This window comes from Binatus sp. (SeqCode) (genome assembly GCF_050013435.1).
Classification (GTDB): Bacteria; Desulfobacterota; Binatia; order Binatales; family Binataceae; genus Binatus.
In genome coordinates this window covers 1-20,100 of the sequence record NZ_JBEKFG010000069.1, presented here as the reverse complement: position 1 = coordinate 20,100, position 20,100 = coordinate 1, and the positions used below count along the sequence as shown (strand labels likewise).

Below are 20,100 nucleotides of genomic sequence, written 5' to 3'. Positions count from 1 at the left end.
CATCTGTCCGTTCTGCTACGTCGGCTTCGAAACGATGCGAAGGCTGAAGCCGGAATTCGATTTCCAGCTCGAATGGCGCGGCTTTCAGATTCATCCCGAATGGCCGGCCGAAGGAATTCCGCTTGACAAGGCGCTCGAGACGTTTGCCGCGACGTCGCGAGTCGCGCTCTGGAAGCGGATTAGCTCGATGGCCGAGGCGGTGGGATTTTCGATGAAGCCGCCCGCCGTGCTGACCAACTCGCGCGCCGCGCTGGCGGCCACCGAGTTCGCGCGCGAGTCGGGCCGCGACGAAGCGCTCGAAGAGCGAATCTACCGGGCGTATTTCAATGAAGGCGTGAACATCGGCGACCCGCAGATCGTCGCGCGGCTGGCGGCGGAAGCGGGACTGGACGCGGGCGAAGTGGCGGACGCGATAAAATCGCCCAAGTACGAGATGCGGCTGAAGAATAATTCGCTGACGGCGCATCAGCGCGGCGTCAGCGGCGTGCCGACGTTTTTCATCGGCGAATTTCCGCTGGTGGGCGCGCAGAGCCCGGGCGCGATGCGCGCGATTCTCAAACGCGCGATCGAGCGATTCGCGAGCTGACGCCGATCCGCCGCGGCGGCCGCGAACCTGTTCGCTGCTTACTGGGTGCCCTGCCGCGCGAGGTAAAGGCCGCGGCCCATCAAGCCCTCGGCGTCGTAGCGCACTTGCATGTTCGCGGACTCGAACGCGCGGGTCATCTCGTCGCGCGTGAACAATCCGAGCTCGTGACGCTCGCTGTAATGCTCGATGCCATCGGGCCGGCTCCTGAGGTAGTGCAGGAGCAGTACGGATAGATTGCCCTGCTGGCTGCTGTGACTCATGCGGCAGACCTTGTCGGCGCCGATTTCGCCGCTGTGGATGAAGCTCGCGCCGGGTTTCCAATCATCCGGAGTGAGCCAGGGCTCGACGATCAGCACGCCTCCCGGTTTCACGTGACGCGCCATGCATGCGATCGCGCGATTCATTCGGTCGACGGTGCGAGCGTAGCCGATCGCGCTGAACAGGCATGTCACCGCGTCGTAAGTCGCCGCCAAATCGAAGTCGATCATGTCGGCACGAGTATAACGGCCGGCGGGATTCTTTACGCGCGCGGCGCGCAGATAGTTCTCGTTGAGATCGACGCCGTCGATCGTGTAGTGCTCTTTCAGAAATTTCGCGTGTTCACCGGTGCCGCACGCAACGTCGAGAATCGTGCGCGCTCCCGCCGCGGCGTCCGCGATCCAGGCGTGCAGCCGCTCGCACTCGCGGGCGTAGTTCTTGAAGTGATAGATGGCGTCGTAGAGATCGGGGCTTTCGAGGAACATCCATCCAGCCTAGCGATTCCGCGCGGCGGATTCACGGGCGAGCACTTGCGCGGCTCGCGCCGCGGCGGGCCGGGTATGGTAAGAATCATGGAGCCATGGAAGCGCGCGGCAAAGCTGTTGCGGTTCGCCTCGACCTGCGAGGCGTCAAGTGTCCGCTCAACTGGGCGCGCGCCAAGGTGCGACTGGAGCAGATGGCGCGCGGCGAGGTGCTCGAACTGACGCTCGACGATCCGCGCGGCGCTCGCGACATTCCCCGTGCGGCAGAGGCCGAGGGCTACGCGGTGCTCGAATCCACGGCGCGTGACGGCATCTTCCATCTGCGTATCGAGAGATAGCCATTCTCTTTTTTGCCGGCTCGCGTAGCCAACGGTTCACGTCGCGAAGGGTTCACGTAGCGATGGGTTTGCGCTGCGCGAGGGTTCGCGTTAGGAATCACGCCGATGCGCGTCAAGGTTGGCGACGTTCGCCTGTTCTTCGATGTTGAAGGCGCGAAGCTGCGTCCCGACGGCGCCAAGATGCGCGAGGTGCCGACGATCGTCCTGCTGCACGGCGGACCCGGCTTCGATCATTCGAACTTCAAGCCCGACTTCTCGCCGATGGCGGAGATCGCGCAGGTCGTCTATCTCGACCATCGCGGCAACGGCCGCAGCGATCGCGGTGATCGCTCGAAATGGAATCTGGCGCAATGGGGCGACGACGTGCGCTCGTTTTGCGAGGCGTTGGAGATCGAGCGGCCGATCGTGATGGGCGTATCGTTCGGCGGCATGGTTGCGATGTCGTACGCTACCCGCCACCCCGAGCATCCCGGCAAGCTGGTGCTGAGCAGCACGGCGGCGGTAAGCCGGCAGGATCGGTCGCTCGAGATGTTCGAGCGGCTGGGCGGTGCGGAAGCGCGCGAAGCGGCGCGGCGATTTTTCGAGAATCCCGTGGCGGAAACGATGGCCGACTATCAGAAAAAGTGTATGCCCCTGTACAACCGGACTCGGTCGGGGCCTGAGTCCGTGCTGCGCTCGGTGATGAATCTCGAGTTGATGGCCGATTTTTTCAAGCGGGAATCGCACACCTTCAACTTCCTGCCCGACCTTGGGCGGATAAAGTGCCCGACGCTGATCGCAGCGGGCGAACTCGATCCGATCCTGCCGGTCGCCGACTCGAAGGACATCGCCGCGGCAATGGCGCCGGGCGTGGCGAAGCTCGAAGTGTTTGAGAATGCGGGCCACGGGGCGCATCGCGACCAGCCGGACCGCTTCTTCAAAGTCCTGAACGAATTCATCCTGGCGTGAAGGAGAGCGATGGGCAGGCGTTACTTTACTCCGCGATTCTTCGAATTTTTCGAGGAACTGGGCCGCAACAACAATCGCGACTGGTTTGTGCAGAACCGACCGCGCTACGAGCGCGAGGTGCGCGAGCCGATGCTCGCATTCATCGCTGATTTCGGGCCGCGGCTGCGGAAAATCAGCACACGCTACGTCGCCGATCCGCGCCCGACCGGCGGCTCGATGATGCGCATCTATCGCAATCTGCGCTTCTCGCGCGACAAGACGCCGTATCACACCAACGCGGCTGCGGCGTTCAGTCATCGCGACGGCAAGCACTTCGACTCGCCGTCGTTCTATCTTTCACTCTCGCCCGCCGAGGCTTTCGCCGGCGTTGGAGTCTGGCATCCGCAAGCGGATTCAGTCGCAAAAATTCGCGACGCGATTGTCGCGCGGCCGGCGAAATGGAAGAGCGCCGTCAACGATCGCAAATTCAAGTCGCGATTCGAATTGGCAGGCGACATGCTGTCGCGCCCGCCCAAGGGCTACGACGCCAGCCATCCGTTGATCGAGGATCTCAAGCGCAAGGATTTCATCGGCGGCACGCAGTTCACGCGGATGGAAGTCTGCTCGGCAGAGTTCATGAATTTGTTTTCCAGCGCGTGCGCGTCGGCAGCGCCGTTCATGAAGTTTCTGACCGAGGCGCTAGGACTCAAGTGGTGACCGGCCGTTGGCACGGCTAGACAGCATTAAGACCCGTGGGCACGGGACAGGCGACCTGTGCGACGCGAAAGAGATTCTTGAAGAATTGGAAGCGCAGCCGCGTCGCGCTTACAAGATGCGGCGGAACTTCTGGCCCAGGCGGGCGAAGAATCCGGCGCGAGTCACGCCCGCTTTGGTTACGATCGGGATCGTCGCTTGCGGCTTGCCGTCGAGCAGGACCGTGAGATCGCCGACCGGATCTCCGGGATGAACCGGCGCTTCCAGGTACCTTGCCGCGGGCTCGAATTGGACCGTCACCTTGCTTTCTTCGCCGCGCCCGAGCGTGAACACCGCATCGCCGCCGGGCCCGATGGCAACGGTCTCGGCGACGCCGTCGCGCACCGGTATCGCCGAGGGTATCGCCTTGTTCAAATCGGGCCGGTAGCTGACAAAAGTGCGAAACGCCCATTCAATTAATTTCTCGGTTTCGGTGCGGCGTCGCTCCGCGTTCGGCGCGCCCATCACGGCCGACAGCAGATTCATGCCGTTCGATGATGCCGACGCGACCAGGTGATAGCCCGCCTCGTCGACGTGGCCGGTCTTTATCCCGTTGACGCGCTTGTCGTAGAACAGCAGCGTGTTGAAGTTGGGCTGCTTGATCTTGTCGAACGCGAATTCCTTGGCCGAGGTGTAGTTGAGCGCCTCCGGATGATGCCGCACGAGCGAGTGCGCCAGCGCCACCATGTCGGCCGCGGTCGTGAACTCGCCTGGCTCGGGCAATCCGTCGGGGTTGTCGAAGTGAGTTTCCTTGAGCCCGATCTCTTTGGCCTTGTCGTTCATCATCTGCGTGAACGCGTCGGTGCTGCCGCCCAGGTATTCCGCGAGCGCCACCGCCGCGTCGTTGCCCGACGATACCATCAGGCCATACAGGAGGTCGTTGACGCCGACCTTTTGTCCCACTTGGAGAAACATCCGCGAGACGGTGTCGTTCATCGACAGCCGCCACGCCTGTTCGCTGATCGTGACGTCGGTGGCCGGGGCGATCTTGCCCGCCTTCAGCGCATCGAGGGTCAGGTAGAACGTCATGATCTTGGCGAGGCTGGCGGGTTGCATCTTCTGATGTTCGTTGAATGCGTACAGCACCGCGCCGGTGTCGGCGTCGATCATGATGGCGGCCTTTGCGTCCAGCGCGAATGGCGCCGGCCGGTCGCCGAGTACGTGAATTGCGGTTAACGCAACGGCGGGCGCCTCTTCTTCGGCAGCCGTGGCGTGCTTCGATGCGGTTGGATGGCGGTGAATCACCCTTGCATAGGACGGAGTGGAACTCGCCGCCGCAATAGCGACTGCCGCAAACGCAATCGCCTTCGATATCGATTTTTCCCGCACGCCCATCACCATCCGCCTCAAGAGATTACACCGCGAGCGCCCCGCGTGCGACGATGGCGGGCAAGCCGGCCGGGATCGCCGAATAGCGGTCATCGGTAATTGTGCATATTCCCTTTCTTTGCCTTCGAGCATAAAGGAAACTGAAGCCGAATGGACGTTTCCGTAATATTGCCAGTGGTGAATGAGGCCGAAAACCTCAGCGCATTGATCCCGAGGCTGGTCGCGTTGCTCGAGCGCGAGCGGATCACTTACGAGATCGTGGTGGTGGATGGCCCGTCGAGCGACGGGACTGGTGAAACGGCGGCGGCGCTGGGCGCGCGAGTGGTAGCGGAACGCCGGCGCGGATACGCGGGCGCGATGGAGACGGGGATTGCCGAGGCGCGCGGCGACTACCTGCTAACGCTCGACGCCGACCAGTCGCACGATCCCGACTTCATCGTGAAGCTGTGGCGGGCGCGAACCCGCGCCGACATCGTGGTCGCGTCGCGCTACGTGCTCGGCGGGGTCGCCTACTCGGGCCTGGTGCGGCGGTTTACGAGTTGGATACTGAACGCGGTGCTGCGGCGGATGCTCTCGATGCCGGTGCGCGACATATCCAGCGGCTATCGGCTGTACCGGCGCGAGGTGTTCGCGGAGCTGGAACTGACCTCCACGAATTTCGAGGTGCAGGAGGAAATCCTGGTCAAGGCCTACGCCAGCGGCTTCAGCGTGGTCGAAGTTCCGTTCACCTATTTTCCGCGCGGCGCGGGGCGCTCGCACGCGAAGCTGGCCAGCTTCGGATGGAAAATCCTGCGTGCTTCGCTGCCGCTGTGGAAAATCCGCAACTCGCTTAAGTCGGCCGACTACGACGAACGCGCCTTCTACAGCCTGATTCCACCGCAGCGCTACTGGCAACGCCGCCGCCATCGCATCGCCGTGCTATGGGCGCGCGGCGCGGGCCGGGTGCTGGACGCGGGATGCGGTTCGAGCCTGATCGTGCAGAGCCTCAACCACGTGGTCGGGATGGATTACAACTACGCCAAGCTGCGTTTTCTGCGCCGCTACGAAATACCGCTGGTCAACGGCTCCGCCTTCGCGCTGCCGTTCAAGGACGAATCGTTCGACTGCGTGATCAGTTCGCAAGTCATCGAACATATTCCATTCGACGAGTCGATTTTCAGCGAGATGTGCCGGGTGCTGCGGACCGGCGGCATGCTAATTCTCGGCACGCCCGACTATGCGACGATCGGGTGGCGGATTATCGAACCGATTTACGGCTTCCTGATGCCCGGTGGATACAAGGACGAGCACATCACGCATTACACGCTGGAGCGGCTGCGCGAGATTCTTGCCCGCCACGGAATCGTGATCGAGGAGACCGCCTACGTCGCGCGCAGCGAGCTGATCGCGCGATGCCGCAAGCTTGGACTCGAAGCTCGTGCGCGCAGCGACGGCGCCGCGGCGGCCTCGACGGCGGCCTGAAATCCGGATGCGAATCCTTTGAACCAGACTATATGCCCACGTACCGGCGAAAAGTCTGAAGCGAGGCGGAATCATGCGCTTGGTGACATTTGCAAACAAAAGCGGAGCAGAAAGGCTTGGCGCGTTGTTCGATGGCGACTCGCGAGTAGCTGACCTGGCTGAGGCGCATCGGATGAGAACCGGGAAGATTGCGCCGCAGTTGTCCTCGATGCAGGCAGTAATCGAAGCTGGTCCGCCAGCGCTCGATATTGCGCATGCCGCACTCGAGCACGCGCGTTCCGGCGGCGATGGAGTGCTGCCATTTGGCGATGTTCGCCTGAAAGCACCGCTGCCGCAGCCGGTTCAGATGCGGGATTTTTTGTGCTTTGAGGAGCACCTGAAAAACAGCCTCGCGAGGGCAATCGATGTGGCCGCCGCAGGCGCAGCAGATCCGGCCAAGGCGCGCGCCCAGCTGGAAGCCTCCGGCCGTTTCACGATTCCTCCTGTCTGGTACGAAATTCCCGTCTATTACAAATGCAATCGGATGTCGGTGATTGGGCCGGACGAAGACGTAATCTGGCCCCGCTATGCCCATGTGCTCGACTACGAATTGGAACTCGCCGCAGTGATCGGCAAGCGCGGCGTTGACATCTCACGCGAGCGCGCACGAGAGCACATCTTCGGCTACACGATTTTCAACGACGTGAGCGCCCGCGACTACCAGATGCGGGAAATGACGGGTTCGCTCGGCCCGGCCAAAGGCAAGGACTTTGACACCGGTAACATCCTGGGTCCATGCATCGTGACGGCCGATGAGATCGAGCCTTACAGCCTGACGATGATCGCCCGCGTCAACGGCGAGCAACTGTCTCGCGGTTCGTCGTCGACCATGCACCATCGTTTCGAGGACTGCATCGCGCACGTCAGCCAGAGCGAGACGCTTTATCCCGGCGAGGTGCTATGTTCCGGGACGGTTGGCGGCGGTTGCGGGCTCGAGCACGGGCGCCTTTTGGCGCCGGGTGACACGGTCGAGCTGGAAATCGAAAAGATTGGCGTCCTTCGCAACCGAATTGTGAAACGCGGCTGAGGAGAAAGATCGGCTGTTTAGGGCCCTCAAGATTGGGGAGCTGGCGCACAGCGAATATCGCATGAGAGACTTCTGGGCCGCAGTGCTCGGGCCATCAGGAGAAAAGTCGTGAGCAAATGGCAATTCACCAAAGGTCTGCATGACCTTGGACGCGGCGCGTATGCGTACCTGCAGCCGTCAGGCACCTGGGGCTACAGCAACGCCGGGTTGATCACCGACGGAGATCAATCGCTGTTGGTCGATACGCTTTTCGACGAACGGCTGACCGCCGAGATGCTCGGCGTGATGCGGGACGCGACCGGCTTTGGCGCCGATCGCATTGGCGTGGTGGTGAACACGCATTCGAACGGCGATCACACCTTTGGCAATCGGCTTGCGATAAATGCGCAGATTATCGCGTCGGCAGCCGCGGCGCACGAGATGCGCGAAGAAGGCAATCCGCAGATGCTCGCCCAGTTGATGAAGAACACCGCCGCGATGGGAGAGGTCGGAGTTTTTTTCAAGAGAATTTTCGGCGCATTCGATTTCGCCGGCGTGACATTCAGGCTGCCCGACCGCACCTTTGCCGGAGAGGAAACGCTCAAAGTCGGCGACAAGCAGGTAAAGCTCATCGAGGTGGGGCCGGCGCACACCGCGGGCGACGTGATCGCCTTTGTCCCTGCGAATCGGGTCGTCTACACCGGCGATATTCTGTTCGTGGATGGGACTCCGATCGCATGGGCGGGTCCCGTCAGCAACTGGATCAAAGCCTGCGACCGAATCTTGAACCTGGCAGTTGACGTGGTGGTCCCCGGCCATGGCCCGATCACCGACAAGGCCGGCGTCAAGCGGATGCAGGATTATCTGGTTTACGTCGACCAACAAGCACGCCAACGTCACGCCGCGGGAATGAATGCATGGGACGCCGCACAGGATATCGCTCTGGGATCATTCGGCGCCTGGGAAGATGCGGAGCGGCTGGCAGTAACGGTGGATACGATTTTTCGCGAGATAAATCACGACCACTCACCGCGCAACATCATGCAGCTGTTCGGCCGAATGGCGGATTTGCACCGCCGCTACGCCAGTGCGATCGGAAGCGCCGGCTAGCTGATCGTCGTCCCTTTTTTCAAACGACGGATTTGCCTTCCAGCCGAAATCCGATCCGCACTTCCACCTGGAAGGTCGGAACGCCCGCCTTGCTCACCGAGCCGCGAATATTGTTGACCTCGAACCAGTCGATATTCCGTACCGTCTGGCGGGCCTTGATTATTGCATTGCGCACCGCCTGCTGGATGCTGTCGTCGGATATGCCCACGACCTCGATTATCTTGTATGTCTTGTCCGGCATCAGGCTCTCCTCTGTGTGATGCGCATCGTCTGCGTGACGCGCCGGCTTTTGGCTCTCTGGTGCTCTACCCCGAATATCTGCCGGCGCGCAAGCACGGCGCCGGCCGCGTCCGGCGCGCGCTGTCAGTCTCGGATGAAGAAACAGTGCGTCCCGTAGTAAACGATTTGGCGAATCGTACGTGTTAAGGATGCCGTCCGATGCGAAGTCCGCTCCGCCTGCCAGTCCTGATCATTGCGGAAAGATGCACCCTGAACCCGTGAGCCCATCAGCCGGCCGCTGCTAACGATTACTTCGCCTTATTCTCGACGGTGATCAGCAGTCCCGGCATCACTCGCAGAATTCCGAATAGCGACGGCAATCCTCGATTGATCAGGTGAACACCGTGCGCTACCGCCAAACCATTTTCTCGGGAGCTTCGCTCAATCAGCGCAAATGGCACGAAGAATGACGCTGGATGCGATTCATGCTTCTCCCCCCGATGGGCTTCCGCCTGAGCCGGCAAGTTGCCTAGTCGGACGCGGCTGATCTCATTCTGAAGTTCTTGGCCGATTGTCTCCGCTTCGATCTTTTTGGCGTCGGCTTTTGCCCTGTCGGCATCGGCGCTCGCCCTCTCGGTATCGGCTTTTGCCCTCTCGGCGTCGCTTCTTCCCTTTTCGGAAGCTAGCTTGCGCCAATTCAGCGTCAGATCGATGGCACCTGCGAAGGCATCCTTTCCTGCCATGACAGGAGCAGAAATCACACCGCCCCCGCACTTAGTGAGTAAACTCAACCCACCGGCGATCAAGCCAGGACCCGTTGCGAGAAAGTCCACCGAGCCTGCGGCAACCCGTACCGTCGGCATCACAGCATCCGCGCCGAAAGAGCGATTTGCCGCCAAAAGCGATGTAATGAGTTCGGTCAGCGCCAATGAGCTAGCTGCGACTTCGGAAAGTGGCAGCCCACCATCGACGGCGGTGCGCATCGCCGGGTGGTTAAATCGAACCAGAAATTCGCGCGGCTCTAGCAGGCTACGGTCAAAGGCCAGCATTCCGCTTTGAACGAGCGCAACGATCTCATCGTCTGAAGGATCGATTCTTCGTAAAAGGTGCGGGAGTATCCCGGCGCCATTTTTAGTTGCCCAGGAATCGGCCTCTTCCACGTCTCCGTCTTCTGCGTCTCCATGTAAGAGTGACGGCCTATCGTCACGTATCCCGGCTTGGCGGATGATCTCAAGCCGATCCGGTTCGGTAAGTTCCAGGATGAGTTCTCGCAATACTTCGCTTGACATCGCAGCACCTCAAGGAGCATCTTGCCCCTGACCAGCTTAGCATCGAGCATACATTTCAGCACCGCTGAGTACTCCAAATGGTTTCGTCATTGCTGCGACGGATCGGTTACACGGATAACCGAAGCCGTCGAATGAATATTTCTAGCGAGATGCCGCCTGCTCGCGCACCAATCCGTCTGCTAGGTTGACCGGATGCGTCGAGTTCGAGCATCCAGCATCCGAAGACTGCGGGCCCTCAAGAATATCTCCTGGCTCGCGGCGCCCCAGCTCGAAAAGCTTGCCATCGCGCTGACGGTCAGCACGGTCGAAAAACGCGCGATCATTTTCGACGAAAAGCACTCACCCGATTCCGCATATATCTTGCTGGCAGGAGTGGCGCGAATCACCTGTCGCAATCGCAAGGGTCAGCGTACCTCCGTGATCATGATCGCGCCCGGCATGATCCCCGGCTTCCCGCCGCCGGTTCCCGGCATCAGTTACAATTTTCGCTGCGAAGCGGTTACCCCGTGTCAGATAGGGATGATTGACCTCGCGTCGTTCCTCGAAATATCGCTGGGAGTTGCTTCGGCAGACTTCAAACGGATGGCGGCGAGCTACATGGGCCGCTGGGATTTGGTTCAATTGCGCTGCGCAAATTTCATGAACTGCACTTTGGAAGAGCGTTTGGCTCTGACTCTGCTCGAACTGAGTGAAAATTTCGGCGTCCCCGACGCACAAGGGACGCGGCTGACACTGCCGGCCCGGCATAAGGACCTCGCTGAACTAATCGGCGCCTCGCGGCCCCGAATTACCGAACATATGAGTATGTTCGAGCAAAAGCAGCTGATTGCGCGCGACAATCGCCAGCTCATCGTCAATCGCGATCGATTGGAAAGTTTTTTGGCGCAAACTCAAATTTCTGAAAATAGCCCTGCTACCGTCTGAACCCGCCCGCAAATTCCGGTGACTCCTGAACCCGGGTTTCAGGCCACGTTTGGGGATGAACTAATTCAGCCTGCCCCCGCCGGATTTGGCGTGCTATGTGTACCCTATGGTCAACCGCCAGGATTTCCTGCGCTCGCCCGGCTCGCCTGAAATCGCGCCACCCCTGCGTCTGACAAAAATTATTTTTGACGGAACAAAGCTAGCCCTAGTGCGCAGCCGTCCCAAAACCACTACCGATGGTAGAATTTGCCCTTTCCAGCTCAATTCCATCAGTCAGAATCGCACCCGTCGCAGTCTGACCTTCGCGCCGGGGGCGCGTTCTATTGGCCTTCGCTCCGCGAAAACGGTTCCCATGGAGAGATGCCACGCCCAATAGCATCCGCCCTATGACAATAAGCGCAAATCGAAAAACCGACGTGGCAATCGTCGGCGCCGGCATCCTCGGCCTCGCCCATGCTTACTTCGCCGCAAAACGCGGACAATCGGTCGTCGTCTTCGAGCGCACTCCCAGGGCACGCGGAGCGTCGGTGCGCAACTTCGGCATGATCTGGCCAATCGGACAAAGAGCCGGCGCGGTTCATCAGATGGCGATGCGCAGCCGCCAACTGTGGAATGAGATCCTCGACGCATCCGGATTGCCGTATCGTCCCAACGGCTCGCTTCACGTCGTTTACCATCAGGACGAAGCCGAAGTGGCGCGCGAGTTCGCGCAACGCGCACCCGGCTTGGGTTACACCTGCACGTGGCTTTCGCCCGCCGAGGTGCTGAGGAAGAGCCAGTCGGTTAATCCCCAAGGACTTCTCGGCGGCATCTGGAGCCCTGCCGAACTCACCGTCGATCCGCGCGATATTCTTGCCCGCCTGCCGGCGTTTCTCACTGAGAAATTCGGCGTTCAGTTCCGCTTCGGCGCCGCTGTCCGATCGATTCAGCTGCCAAGCATCGAAGCCGGCTCGGACATCTGGATGGCCGCGCAGGCAATTGTTTGCGGCGGCGACGATTTCGAAACACTCTATCCGGAATTGTTCGCGGCAAGCGCGATCGATCGATGCAAGCTGCAGATGATGCGCACCGCGCCGCAGAAACATGGCTGGGAACTTGGCCCGGCCCTCGCCGCGGGTCTCACCCTGCGCTTCTATCCCGCATTTGAAATCTGCACGGCGACGTTGCCGAAATACAAGGAGCGTGTCGCGCGCGAACTGGCTGACTATGATCGCTTCGCCATTCACACGCTGGTTTCGCAGACCGCGGACGGCGCGCTGACGCTTGGGGATTCCCACGAGTATGGTCTCGCCGTCGATGTCTTCAACAAAACCGAAATCGACGAACTCGTGCTGCAAAACGTGCGCACGTTTCTGATCGCGCCGGATCTGTCGATCGCGCAGCGATGGTACGGCGTGTACGCGAAGCACCCGGACAAATCCTGGGTCGCCATCGACGCCGCGCCCGGAGTTCGCATCGTCACCGCTGTCGGCGGCTCCGGGATGACGCTGTCGTTTGGCCTGGCCGAACAGATGATTCGCGAGATGAACATATAATGACACCGTCGAACCGAAGCGCTGCTGCGCGGGTGAGATCGTATTCGGGACCGGTGAAGGCCGTCATTCTCGATTGGGCCGGAACGACGGTCGATCACGGCAGCCTCGCGCCGGTCCTGGTTCTGCGGCAGGTGTTCGCCCGGCGCGGCGTTCCCATCTCGGAGGAACAAGCGCGGCGCGACATGGGCATCCTCAAAAAGGACCACATCAGAAAGATACTGTTCGGGCCAAACGTCCCGGCCCAATGGTGCGCCGCCGTCGGGCACGAGCCAACCGAGGCGGACGTCGAGAGTCTGTTCGCGAGCTTCGTGCCGCTCCAACTCGAATGCCTGGTCAAATATTCTGCGGTGATCGATGGAGTCGCGGATACCGTTGCGCGGTTGCGCAAACGCGGAATCAAAATCGGAAGCACTACCGGATACACGCGCGTGATGCTCGACGTGATCCTGCGTCCCGCCGCCGAGCAGGGCTACCAGCCCGACTGCGCGATCACCCCCGATGACGTTGGGGGGATGGGACGTCCGCAGCCGTTTATGACCTACGCCAACGTCATCCGCCTCCAGGTCGAGCCGCTCGATGCCATCGTGAAGATCGGCGACACCCCCGTCGATATCGAGGAAGGACTGCGCGCCGGTGTGTGGACGATTGGCGTCGCCCGCACCGGCAACATGATTGGTCTGTCCACCGAAGATTTCGCCGCGTTGGCGCCCGCGGAGCAGGCGATGCGGCTTGAGAATGCCCGGACTGCGCTATCTGCCGCCGGCGCACATGAAGTGATCGACGCGGTCGCCGATTGCGAGGCTGCTCTCGATGCGATCGAAGCGCGCATCCGCCGCGGCGAGCGCCCATAGCCGGAAAGCCCGCACCAATCTTCACTGGCGCGGCGCGCTGCGCGAGATCGGCTGCGCGGTTTTTTCAAAGCTCGAGAGCGACGCCGTCGACCAAGCGTCCAGGCTCGATTCCCAGGAAACGGGTCACAGTTGGATGAACATCGATCATGCGCGCGCCCTTGATCTCACGGCCGCGCGCGAGTCCGTTCCCCCAACCGTAGAGAATCCCATGGATACCCGGCGTCTCGGGAGGGTAGCCGTGAGCCGACACTAATCCGACACCCATAAAAGGACTCGGATAGATGTCGCGGCCAAATGTCGCCAGTGGTTTCAGGTACCAGGGTGCGAGATCGGGATCGACCATGTAGTAACCCGGATGCGCCGAGAGAATCAGGTCGCCTACCCGGTCGCTCTGCCCGAGCTGCGCGAAGTCCGGCTGACTGTCGCGGCGAAGCACGTCGAACTCTTGATGCGTGGCGAGCGCCTGGTAAGCGCGATCGATCTGCGACTTATCGTCAAAGTAGATGAAACTCGTAGTCCCGGTGGTTACGTCGCGCCCGCCAATACCATGCCGGCTAAGGACTCGCCTGACATTGATGAGATGCGTGACTGGGAGATGGCCATGGTCCGACATGATGAACAACGTGACCTGGTCCTTATAAGGGAGTCGATTGATCGCCTCCAGTAGCCTACCCACTTCGCTGTCGGCCCGGATGATTGCCTCACGCGCCCGCTGCGAGTGGAGCCCGTCGCTATGCATTACCTCGTCTGGCTGAGCGAAGTACCCCAGGATGAGACGCGGCCGCCGATCTTCGGGCATTTCCAGATAGTCGATGATCTCACCCGTCCGTTTCGGCTCACTGGCATACTCCGAGAGTTGCCACGGCACTTTCCGCTCAGGCGATACATAAGTCGCTAGCGCTCCGCGACTCTTCGAGTAACGCCCAAACCATCCCAGTGCGGCCGTCCTGACCCCTTGGCGCTCGGCGACCTGATGCAGGAGTTCGCCTCCGGCAAGCCAGTCCGCATCGACGTCGTGATTGAACAACCCCATGCTAGGATCGATGAACTGGGCGCTGACTATGCCATGATTTTCGGGCCAGCATCCCGTCGAAGCTGAAACCCAGTTCGGCTCGGAGATCGAAGGAAAGACCGGCACCAGGTGATGGGTCCACATGCCTTCGGTCCGAAGCCTGGCAAAATTGGGAGTGGCGACTGAATCGAGCATCGATTCTGAAAGTCCGTCAATCATGAGCACGATGACGATTCGGCTGCGTTGCGCCTGGGAACCGGCGTTGGAAGAAGCTGCATTCGAATCGAATGGTTTGTCCATCGTTACTATCCTAGGAAGCCGTCAGGTACTTTTCGAAAAAGGCGAACACTTTCTTCCACCCGTCCTGTGCCTGCTCGGGCCGGTAGTTAGGACGATACCAGGCAAAGAACGCGTGACCCGCTCCCTCGTAGCGATGAAACTCGTAGCTCTTGCCCAAGCGCTTGAGCGCAGCTTCGGTCCGGTTTACGTCGTCGGGGGAAGGGTTAGTATCTTCGCTGCCGAACAGCCCCAGAAGCGGGCAGCGTATTCCTTCCGTCAACTCGATGGGCGCAACCGGTTGCGCACTCGCCAACTTCGATGGGTCGCCAACAACTACGCTGCCACCCCAGCAATCGACCACCGCATCGAGATTGGCGATTCGGCATGCCGCCAGGTACGCTTGTCGTCCGCCGGAGCAGAAACCTATCACCCCAACCTTGCTGTTGCTATGTGGTTGGGCGCGCAGAAACGCTGCGGCTCCCGTCACATCTCCCATCACCTGGTCATCCGGCATCCCACCGGCTGCGCGTGCGCGAGCAACCACTTCTGCCGAAGCGCCGTCACCCAGCCGGAAATAGAGGCTCGGTGCAATCGCGGCATAGCCATGATGCGCGAATTTACGAGTTACCTCCGTGGTCCACTCGTCCCAGCCTGGAAAGTGATGAATCACGACGACGCCTGGATACCGGCCGGTCGCCAGAGGATGCGCGTAATAGGCCTCCCCACTATCGCCGTTGAAGCCCTGGAACTTCATCGTTGCCGCCTGAATGTCTCGAAATGCCATGGGAGCCTCCGCTGCCTTTGCTCTGTGGCAACCCGACCCCGACTATAGCACTATGCCCAGCTTCAGTGCGCCCTTAGCCAGGCACAACCTTTCTTGAATTACGACTGCCTCTCCTACCTGTGCTGGCGCTGAAGATGAGTAGTATGGCGGCTTGATGCTGCGGGCTGAACATTCGGCGGCACATGCCCATTGGCGATATGGGAGCCTTCGCTCACCGTGGCTTCAATCGCTCCGCCATACAGCAAAATGTATTTGCGATCGCGCCGCCCGATCTCTCCATCTTCAATCAGCTCTGCCATGACGCGGCTGACCAGTGGCCGCGAGCTTCCGATCATCTCCGCCAAATCGGACGTAGTAGGTTCAAATGTAAGCAACACGCCATCGTCGTCGGGGACGCCGAACTTGCGTCCAAGCTCCGCCATCACCATTTCGATCCGCTCGCGATATGAGAGTCCCAGGAAGGTCGCGTAGTACCGGACCCATTCCGAAGATGCAGAATTCATCCGCTCCGACAGTGCCAGCAGTTCCCCCGGGCTCATGTCCTTCAGCAAATCGCGCACGTGCTGGCGCGTTACAATCGCGAGCACACACTCGGTGGCCGTCCGGGCTTCGAAGCGGCGGATCCATTGACCCTTTTCGTCTAGCTTATCGGCGAGACCCAAAATGTCGCCGGCAGTTGCCAGCCGCACCAGCGTTTGTGTGCCGTTAGGATTCGGGCAGATTTCCCGAACCACGCCTTTGACGACCCACAACACGATGTCGGCCGCCGACCCCGGGCTGAAGATCAGCTGCCCGGCCGGGTAATTGAGTTCGCTATGATGGCTGGTAAGCTCCTTGGCTGTCTGCTCCGGAATTCCCCATGAAAAAAGCCCGGTCTCGAACACATTTGCCCGGTTGAGCAACGGGATCTCGTTCATCTTCGATCCCGCAAGGGCCGTCTGCGATTGTCTCGATTTCAAGGAATGATTGCCGGGTTGATTCTGGAAAATGCGGCGGCCCGGTCTCCCCTGCTACCGGTCGGTCGGCGTCTTATCCCCCAAGAATTGCACGGCCAAATTCGCACCCGGGCCACCGCCTGGCACAAGTATCAGCAAGGGATGTGCCGGAAGGATGACGATCGCGCGCAAGGCTTTCGCGAACAGCGGATGGCTCGAATTCAACGGGCGATATCTTGCTCAAGTCGTGCAGGTCTCGGATTCACGTGGCACAATACGCTGCTATCTCTGTGGAGAATGCGCGAATCATGGGTCAAAATTCCCACTCGCCGCGAGGCATTATTCCCCGGAGCTTGCGCGGGGCAGCCGTTTCGGCGAACGCGAGCCATGGCATATAACTGGCGAGGAACGCTTGCGGGGTTTTCCTCACGACCAGGGCTGACGCGACGATGCGCTTGAGCGGCGCGGATTAAAATGGAGCACTGACGACTGTGAGAATCGGCACTCGGCTGACGCTGGTCTTGCTGCTGTGCGTACTGCCAGTACTGGCCGCGTACACGTATTGGAGCGTCGAGCAGTCCAATGTCTATGTTAATGAGCTGAAGCAATCGGCTCGCGCAGTCAGTTCCGGCCTGGCTCCTTCGGTTGAGGACGAAGTCATTGCGCAAGAGTGGAACAAAATCGGCGATGCATTCCGGAAAATGGATGCCGAGGGAACCCGAAGCGCGCTGCTCCGAAACGACGGTAAGCTTTGGTACTCCCTGCCGGACTTTCCTGCTGAACTCATAAGTGCGGCTCAGGTGCAACTCGCGCAACGCAACTCCGCTGAGTTCGGACCGACGGCAGGAGTAAAGAACTGGTTCTGCGAATTGGTTCCATTAAAGAGCCAGGGCGGAGAAGTCATCGGATACCTTCTGGAAGTTCAGGACTGGACGAAGGTGGCAAGAGATAGCCGCGCGCAATCCGTCGCGTCGTTGGTCGTTGCGATCGCGTTGCTGGGCGTTGTCGCCTCGGTCATACCTCTTACCGTGCATCGCTACGTCTCGCGGCCATTGGCAGAGCTGTCGGCGAAAGTGATGAAATTTTCGTCGGATGATTCCGATCGGGGCGCAGGAAGCGAAGTGGAACTGCTTAGCGAAGAATTCCGCAGGCTCGATCAGCAGCTCAGCCGGGCGCGCTCCGATCTCGAGCAACGGCATCGGCGCGAATTGGGACTCGAGCGCGAGCTTCAGCGCGCGGACCGGCTTGCCACGATCGGCACGCTGGCGGCTGGACTCGCGCACGAGATCGGCACCCCGATGGGGGTAATCCGCGTGCGCGCGGAGGACCTGCAGCAGGATGAGACAATTTCAGCCGACTCGCGCGTAAAGCTAGGCGTCATCGTCCGCCAGATCGATCGGATTGCGCGAATCGTCCGGATGTTGCTCGATTACGCGCGCAAGAGCGAATCGCACAAGGCAGTCTGCGACTTGAGGGCGATCGCCGACCGAGCCCTGGCTCTTTTGGAACCGGAAGCTGCGCACCGCAACGTCAGAACCGTGGCTCGACTCGGAGAAATTCCGCTGCTGGTAAATTGCGACGCCGACCAAATCGAGCAGGTGTTCGTCAACATGATCATGAACGCACTCGACGCGATGCAGCCCGGCGGCGGAACGTTGCGAGTAACCGCGCAAACGCAACGCAGCCGCGATGGTTCGCGCGTGATGCTTGCGTTCGAGGATACCGGCGCGGGCGTCGCACCTGAGCACGAGGATCGGCTCTTCGCGCCCTTCTTCACCACCAAGGAGCCGGGCAAAGGAACCGGAATGGGTCTGCCGGTCAGCCAGTCTATAATACGCGAGCATGATGGCGAGATAACGTTCAGCTCAGGGCCATCGGGATCGCGGTTCGTGGTCGCGATCCCCATGGCAAGCAGTGAGATAATCGATCATGAGCGTGGCTCCCGGGAACAGCGGCGTGAATAGCGAGCAGGCTACCGTCCTTGTGGTTGACGATGACCACGACATGGTCAGCGCGCTGCACGATATTCTGTGCCAGGCAGGATACCGCGCGCTGGGCGCGAATTCGGGGCATGAGGCTCTGGCGATGGTCGAGCGGGAAACCCCCGACGTGCTGATTTCCGATCTCCGGATGGCCGGGATGACCGGGCACGGATTGCAGGCCGAGCTGAAGCGGCTTGCACCTGACCTGCCGGTAATCATTATCACGGCCTTCGGATCTATTCAGACCGCCGTGGAATCGATGAAACTCGGCGCCTTCGATTACATCACCAAGCCCTTCAGCAATGCCGAATTGCTTCTGATCGTCGCGCGCGCGCTGGAGGATCGCGACCTGCGGGCTGAAGTCAAGCGCCTGCGGATTGAACTGGCTCGCAATCATGGACTGGAAAATATCATCGCCGCGAGTCCGAAGATGACCGCGTTGCTGAGCAAGCTCGCGCAGGTGGCCGATAGCTCCGTGAGCGTGCTGATCACCGGCGAGAGCGGAACGGGCAAGGACCTTTTGGCGCGCGCGCTTCACTTCTTAAGCCCCCGGCGCAGCGGTCCGTTCGTGCCCGTGAACTGCGCGGCGATTCCCGAGAGTTTGATCGAGAGCGAGTTGTTCGGACACCTGCGCGGGGCATTCACCGACGCGAAGCAGAGCAAGATCGGCCTTTTTGTGGCGGCCAGCCATGGCACTTTGTTCCTCGATGAGATCGGCGAGATGCCTCCCTCGGTTCAAGCCAAGCTGCTCAGAGTTATCGAGGACAAACGCGTGCGGCCGCTCGGCGCGACCGGCGAGACCACGGTCGATGTGCGGGTTATCGCCGCGACCAATGCCGATTTGGAAAAAGCCGTCGCCGACGGCCGCTTCCGTTCGGATCTCTTCTATCGCATCGCGACCGTGACCATGGCGGTGCCGCCGCTGCGCGATCGGCCCGAAGACATTCCTCTGCTGGTCAAGCACTTCCTGGTGCGGGCCAGCGCCGAGGCCGGGAAAGCCCCGCCGGAACTGGACGCGCAAACAATGGGGTACCTCGCGCGATATCGATGGCCGGGTAACATTCGCGAGCTGCAGAATGCGATTGCGCAGGCCGTCATCCTTTGCTCCAGCGCCCGGATTACGCGCGGCGACCTGCCGGGCAGGATCACGGGCGATCAACACTCGCCTGCTCGCCTCGAGGAGCTTGCGTCACGGCGCATGGCGCTGGAGGAGGTCGAGCGCGAGTACGCGCGCGCGGTGCTCGCTTCGGTCAACGGTCATCGGGGCGAGGCAGCCGTGATCCTCGGGGTCGATCGCAAGACCTTAGCCCGCAAGCTCGAAGACCCAAGTTGATCGGTGACTGACCGGGACTCGGTTGTGCCTGTGAAGGACGGCGCAATCGCCGCGGCCGCCGACAGCTCCTGGTCTCAGCGCGATGCGGCGGGATCCAGCAGCACCTCCGGCACGTCAACCACTCGCGCGCGCAGCCATTCGCCGAGGCTCTTGGCTTGGGGATCGGAGCGCACCGACGAGGCTACGCCCTCGCCGAGCAGGCCGACGATCACGAAGTTGAGCGCGCGCAAGTTGGGCAGCTCGTAGCGGCGCACCTCGAGTGGCGCCGTCTCGGGGAGGAGCTGCTTGAGGCGCTCGATGCTCAGGAACCCGGCGAGCCACGCGTAGGCAAGATCGCTGCGCACCCACAGACCGACGTTCGCGTTGCCGCCTTTGTCGCCTGAGCGCGCCCCGGCCACGCGTCCGAGCGGCGCGCGTCGCGTCACGCCGGCCGGCGCAGCGGACACAGCGGCCGGCGGCAGCTTGACGGGCGAGCGTGTCACCACCGCGAGCGGCTTGATCGGGACGATCCGCCCGTCGGGCAGCACGGCAACGTGATCCACGGCGTCTGCCGGCACGAGCGTCGGCCAGTAGACGCCGTATGCGCTCGCGTCGCCGGGCGGGTCCATGGAGTAGAAGCCGGGGTAACTGGCGAGCGCTAACTCCGTGATCGCAGAGGAGAACGCGCG

General features: G+C 61.2%; 20 protein-coding genes. 12 read left to right on the top strand and 8 right to left on the bottom strand.

Annotation, left to right across the window (positions count from 1 at the left end; translation table 11 throughout):
* A partial coding sequence (locus ABSB13_RS13290; protein WP_428109287.1) for a DsbA family oxidoreductase occupies positions 1-586 on the top strand: 586 nt, incomplete at its 5' end.
* A 38-nt stretch (positions 587-624) separates the two neighbouring features.
* Here the strand turns inward: ABSB13_RS13290 and ABSB13_RS13285 are convergent.
* Positions 625-1,329, bottom strand: a complete 705-nt coding sequence (locus tag ABSB13_RS13285; RefSeq protein WP_428109284.1) for a class I SAM-dependent methyltransferase — start codon at positions 1,327-1,329, stop codon at positions 625-627.
* Between the two features lie 95 nt (positions 1,330-1,424).
* Here ABSB13_RS13285 and ABSB13_RS13280 point away from each other — a divergent pair, with 95 nt between their 5' ends.
* From ABSB13_RS13280 to ABSB13_RS13270, 3 genes are all read left to right on the top strand, one after another.
* A complete protein-coding gene (locus ABSB13_RS13280) occupies positions 1,425-1,664 on the top strand; it encodes a sulfurtransferase TusA family protein (RefSeq protein ID WP_428109281.1) in 240 nt (79 codons plus the stop codon).
* Between the two features lie 105 nt (positions 1,665-1,769).
* Positions 1,770-2,612, top strand: coding sequence for an alpha/beta fold hydrolase (locus ABSB13_RS13275; RefSeq protein WP_428109278.1), 843 nt, complete (start codon positions 1,770-1,772; stop codon positions 2,610-2,612).
* Positions 2,613-2,621: 9 nt separating this feature from the next.
* A complete protein-coding gene (locus ABSB13_RS13270) occupies positions 2,622-3,308 on the top strand; it encodes a DUF2461 domain-containing protein (RefSeq protein ID WP_428109276.1) in 687 nt (228 codons plus the stop codon).
* 108 nt (positions 3,309-3,416) lie between these two features.
* Here the strand turns inward: ABSB13_RS13270 and ABSB13_RS13265 are convergent, their stop codons facing one another.
* The gene (locus ABSB13_RS13265) at positions 3,417-4,679 is read right to left on the bottom strand and encodes a D-alanyl-D-alanine carboxypeptidase family protein (RefSeq protein ID WP_428109273.1); all 1,263 of its coding nucleotides are present in this window, start codon (positions 4,677-4,679) and stop codon (positions 3,417-3,419) included.
* Between the two features lie 144 nt (positions 4,680-4,823).
* Here ABSB13_RS13265 and ABSB13_RS13260 point away from each other — a divergent pair, with 144 nt between their 5' ends.
* The 3 genes from ABSB13_RS13260 to ABSB13_RS13250 all read left to right on the top strand — a co-directional run bounded on the left by ABSB13_RS13260 (position 4,824) and on the right by ABSB13_RS13250 (position 8,289).
* Complete coding sequence (locus tag ABSB13_RS13260; RefSeq protein ID WP_428109270.1) at positions 4,824-6,134, top strand: glycosyltransferase; 1,311 nt, start codon at positions 4,824-4,826, stop codon at positions 6,132-6,134.
* Positions 6,135-6,306: 172 nt separating this feature from the next.
* Entirely contained in the window at positions 6,307-7,200 is an 894-nt protein-coding gene (locus tag ABSB13_RS13255; RefSeq protein ID WP_428109268.1) for a fumarylacetoacetate hydrolase family protein, read from the top strand.
* Positions 7,201-7,308: 108 nt separating this feature from the next.
* Positions 7,309-8,289, top strand: a complete 981-nt coding sequence (locus ABSB13_RS13250) for an MBL fold metallo-hydrolase (RefSeq protein ID WP_428109266.1) — start codon at positions 7,309-7,311, stop codon at positions 8,287-8,289.
* A 19-nt stretch (positions 8,290-8,308) separates the two neighbouring features.
* On the opposite strand, the gene ABSB13_RS13245 is transcribed toward ABSB13_RS13250, so the two are convergent.
* Together ABSB13_RS13245 and ABSB13_RS13240 are read right to left on the bottom strand one after the other, a co-directional pair.
* Complete coding sequence (locus ABSB13_RS13245) at positions 8,309-8,530, bottom strand: dodecin (RefSeq protein ID WP_428109263.1); 222 nt, start codon at positions 8,528-8,530, stop codon at positions 8,309-8,311.
* A 286-nt stretch (positions 8,531-8,816) separates the two neighbouring features.
* On the bottom strand, positions 8,817-9,797 hold the full coding sequence (locus ABSB13_RS13240; protein ID WP_428109261.1) for a hypothetical protein: 981 nt from the start codon (positions 9,795-9,797) through the stop codon (positions 8,817-8,819).
* Between the two features lie 192 nt (positions 9,798-9,989).
* Here ABSB13_RS13240 and ABSB13_RS13235 point away from each other — a divergent pair, with 192 nt between their 5' ends.
* The 3 genes from ABSB13_RS13235 (at position 9,990) to phnX (ending at position 13,107) form a co-directional block, all read left to right on the top strand.
* On the top strand, positions 9,990-10,721 hold the full coding sequence (locus ABSB13_RS13235; RefSeq protein ID WP_428109259.1) for a Crp/Fnr family transcriptional regulator: 732 nt from the start codon (positions 9,990-9,992) through the stop codon (positions 10,719-10,721).
* A gap of 386 nt (positions 10,722-11,107) precedes the next feature.
* Positions 11,108-12,256, top strand: a complete 1,149-nt coding sequence (locus ABSB13_RS13230; RefSeq protein ID WP_428109257.1) for a TIGR03364 family FAD-dependent oxidoreductase — start codon at positions 11,108-11,110, stop codon at positions 12,254-12,256.
* A gap of 32 nt (positions 12,257-12,288) precedes the next feature.
* A complete protein-coding gene (gene phnX, locus ABSB13_RS13225; protein ID WP_428109255.1) occupies positions 12,289-13,107 on the top strand; it encodes a phosphonoacetaldehyde hydrolase in 819 nt (272 codons plus the stop codon).
* A gap of 64 nt (positions 13,108-13,171) precedes the next feature.
* On the opposite strand, the gene ABSB13_RS13220 is transcribed toward phnX, so the two are convergent.
* The 3 genes from ABSB13_RS13220 to ABSB13_RS13210 all read right to left on the bottom strand — a co-directional run bounded on the left by ABSB13_RS13220 (position 13,172) and on the right by ABSB13_RS13210 (position 16,099).
* Complete coding sequence (locus tag ABSB13_RS13220) at positions 13,172-14,419, bottom strand: alkaline phosphatase family protein (RefSeq protein WP_428109252.1); 1,248 nt, start codon at positions 14,417-14,419, stop codon at positions 13,172-13,174.
* Positions 14,420-14,429: 10 nt separating this feature from the next.
* On the bottom strand, positions 14,430-15,182 hold the full coding sequence (locus ABSB13_RS13215; RefSeq protein ID WP_428109250.1) for a dienelactone hydrolase family protein: 753 nt from the start codon (positions 15,180-15,182) through the stop codon (positions 14,430-14,432).
* Between the two features lie 113 nt (positions 15,183-15,295).
* Entirely contained in the window at positions 15,296-16,099 is an 804-nt protein-coding gene (locus ABSB13_RS13210) for a Crp/Fnr family transcriptional regulator (protein WP_428109248.1), read from the bottom strand.
* Between the two features lie 509 nt (positions 16,100-16,608).
* Between ABSB13_RS13210 and ABSB13_RS13205 the strand changes: the two genes are divergently transcribed.
* Together ABSB13_RS13205 and ABSB13_RS13200 are read left to right on the top strand one after the other, a co-directional pair.
* Complete coding sequence (locus tag ABSB13_RS13205) at positions 16,609-18,081, top strand: sensor histidine kinase (RefSeq protein WP_428109245.1); 1,473 nt, start codon at positions 16,609-16,611, stop codon at positions 18,079-18,081.
* Positions 18,047-19,432 (top strand): sigma-54-dependent transcriptional regulator, encoded by a 1,386-nt coding sequence (locus ABSB13_RS13200; protein WP_428109243.1) that lies wholly within the window; start codon positions 18,047-18,049, stop codon positions 19,430-19,432. The genes ABSB13_RS13205 and ABSB13_RS13200 overlap by 35 nt, the downstream gene beginning before the upstream one ends.
* A 74-nt stretch (positions 19,433-19,506) precedes the next feature.
* Here ABSB13_RS13200 and ABSB13_RS13195 read toward each other — a convergent pair.
* A partial coding sequence (locus tag ABSB13_RS13195) for an AtuA-related protein (protein WP_428109240.1) occupies positions 19,507-20,100 on the bottom strand: 594 nt, incomplete at its 5' end.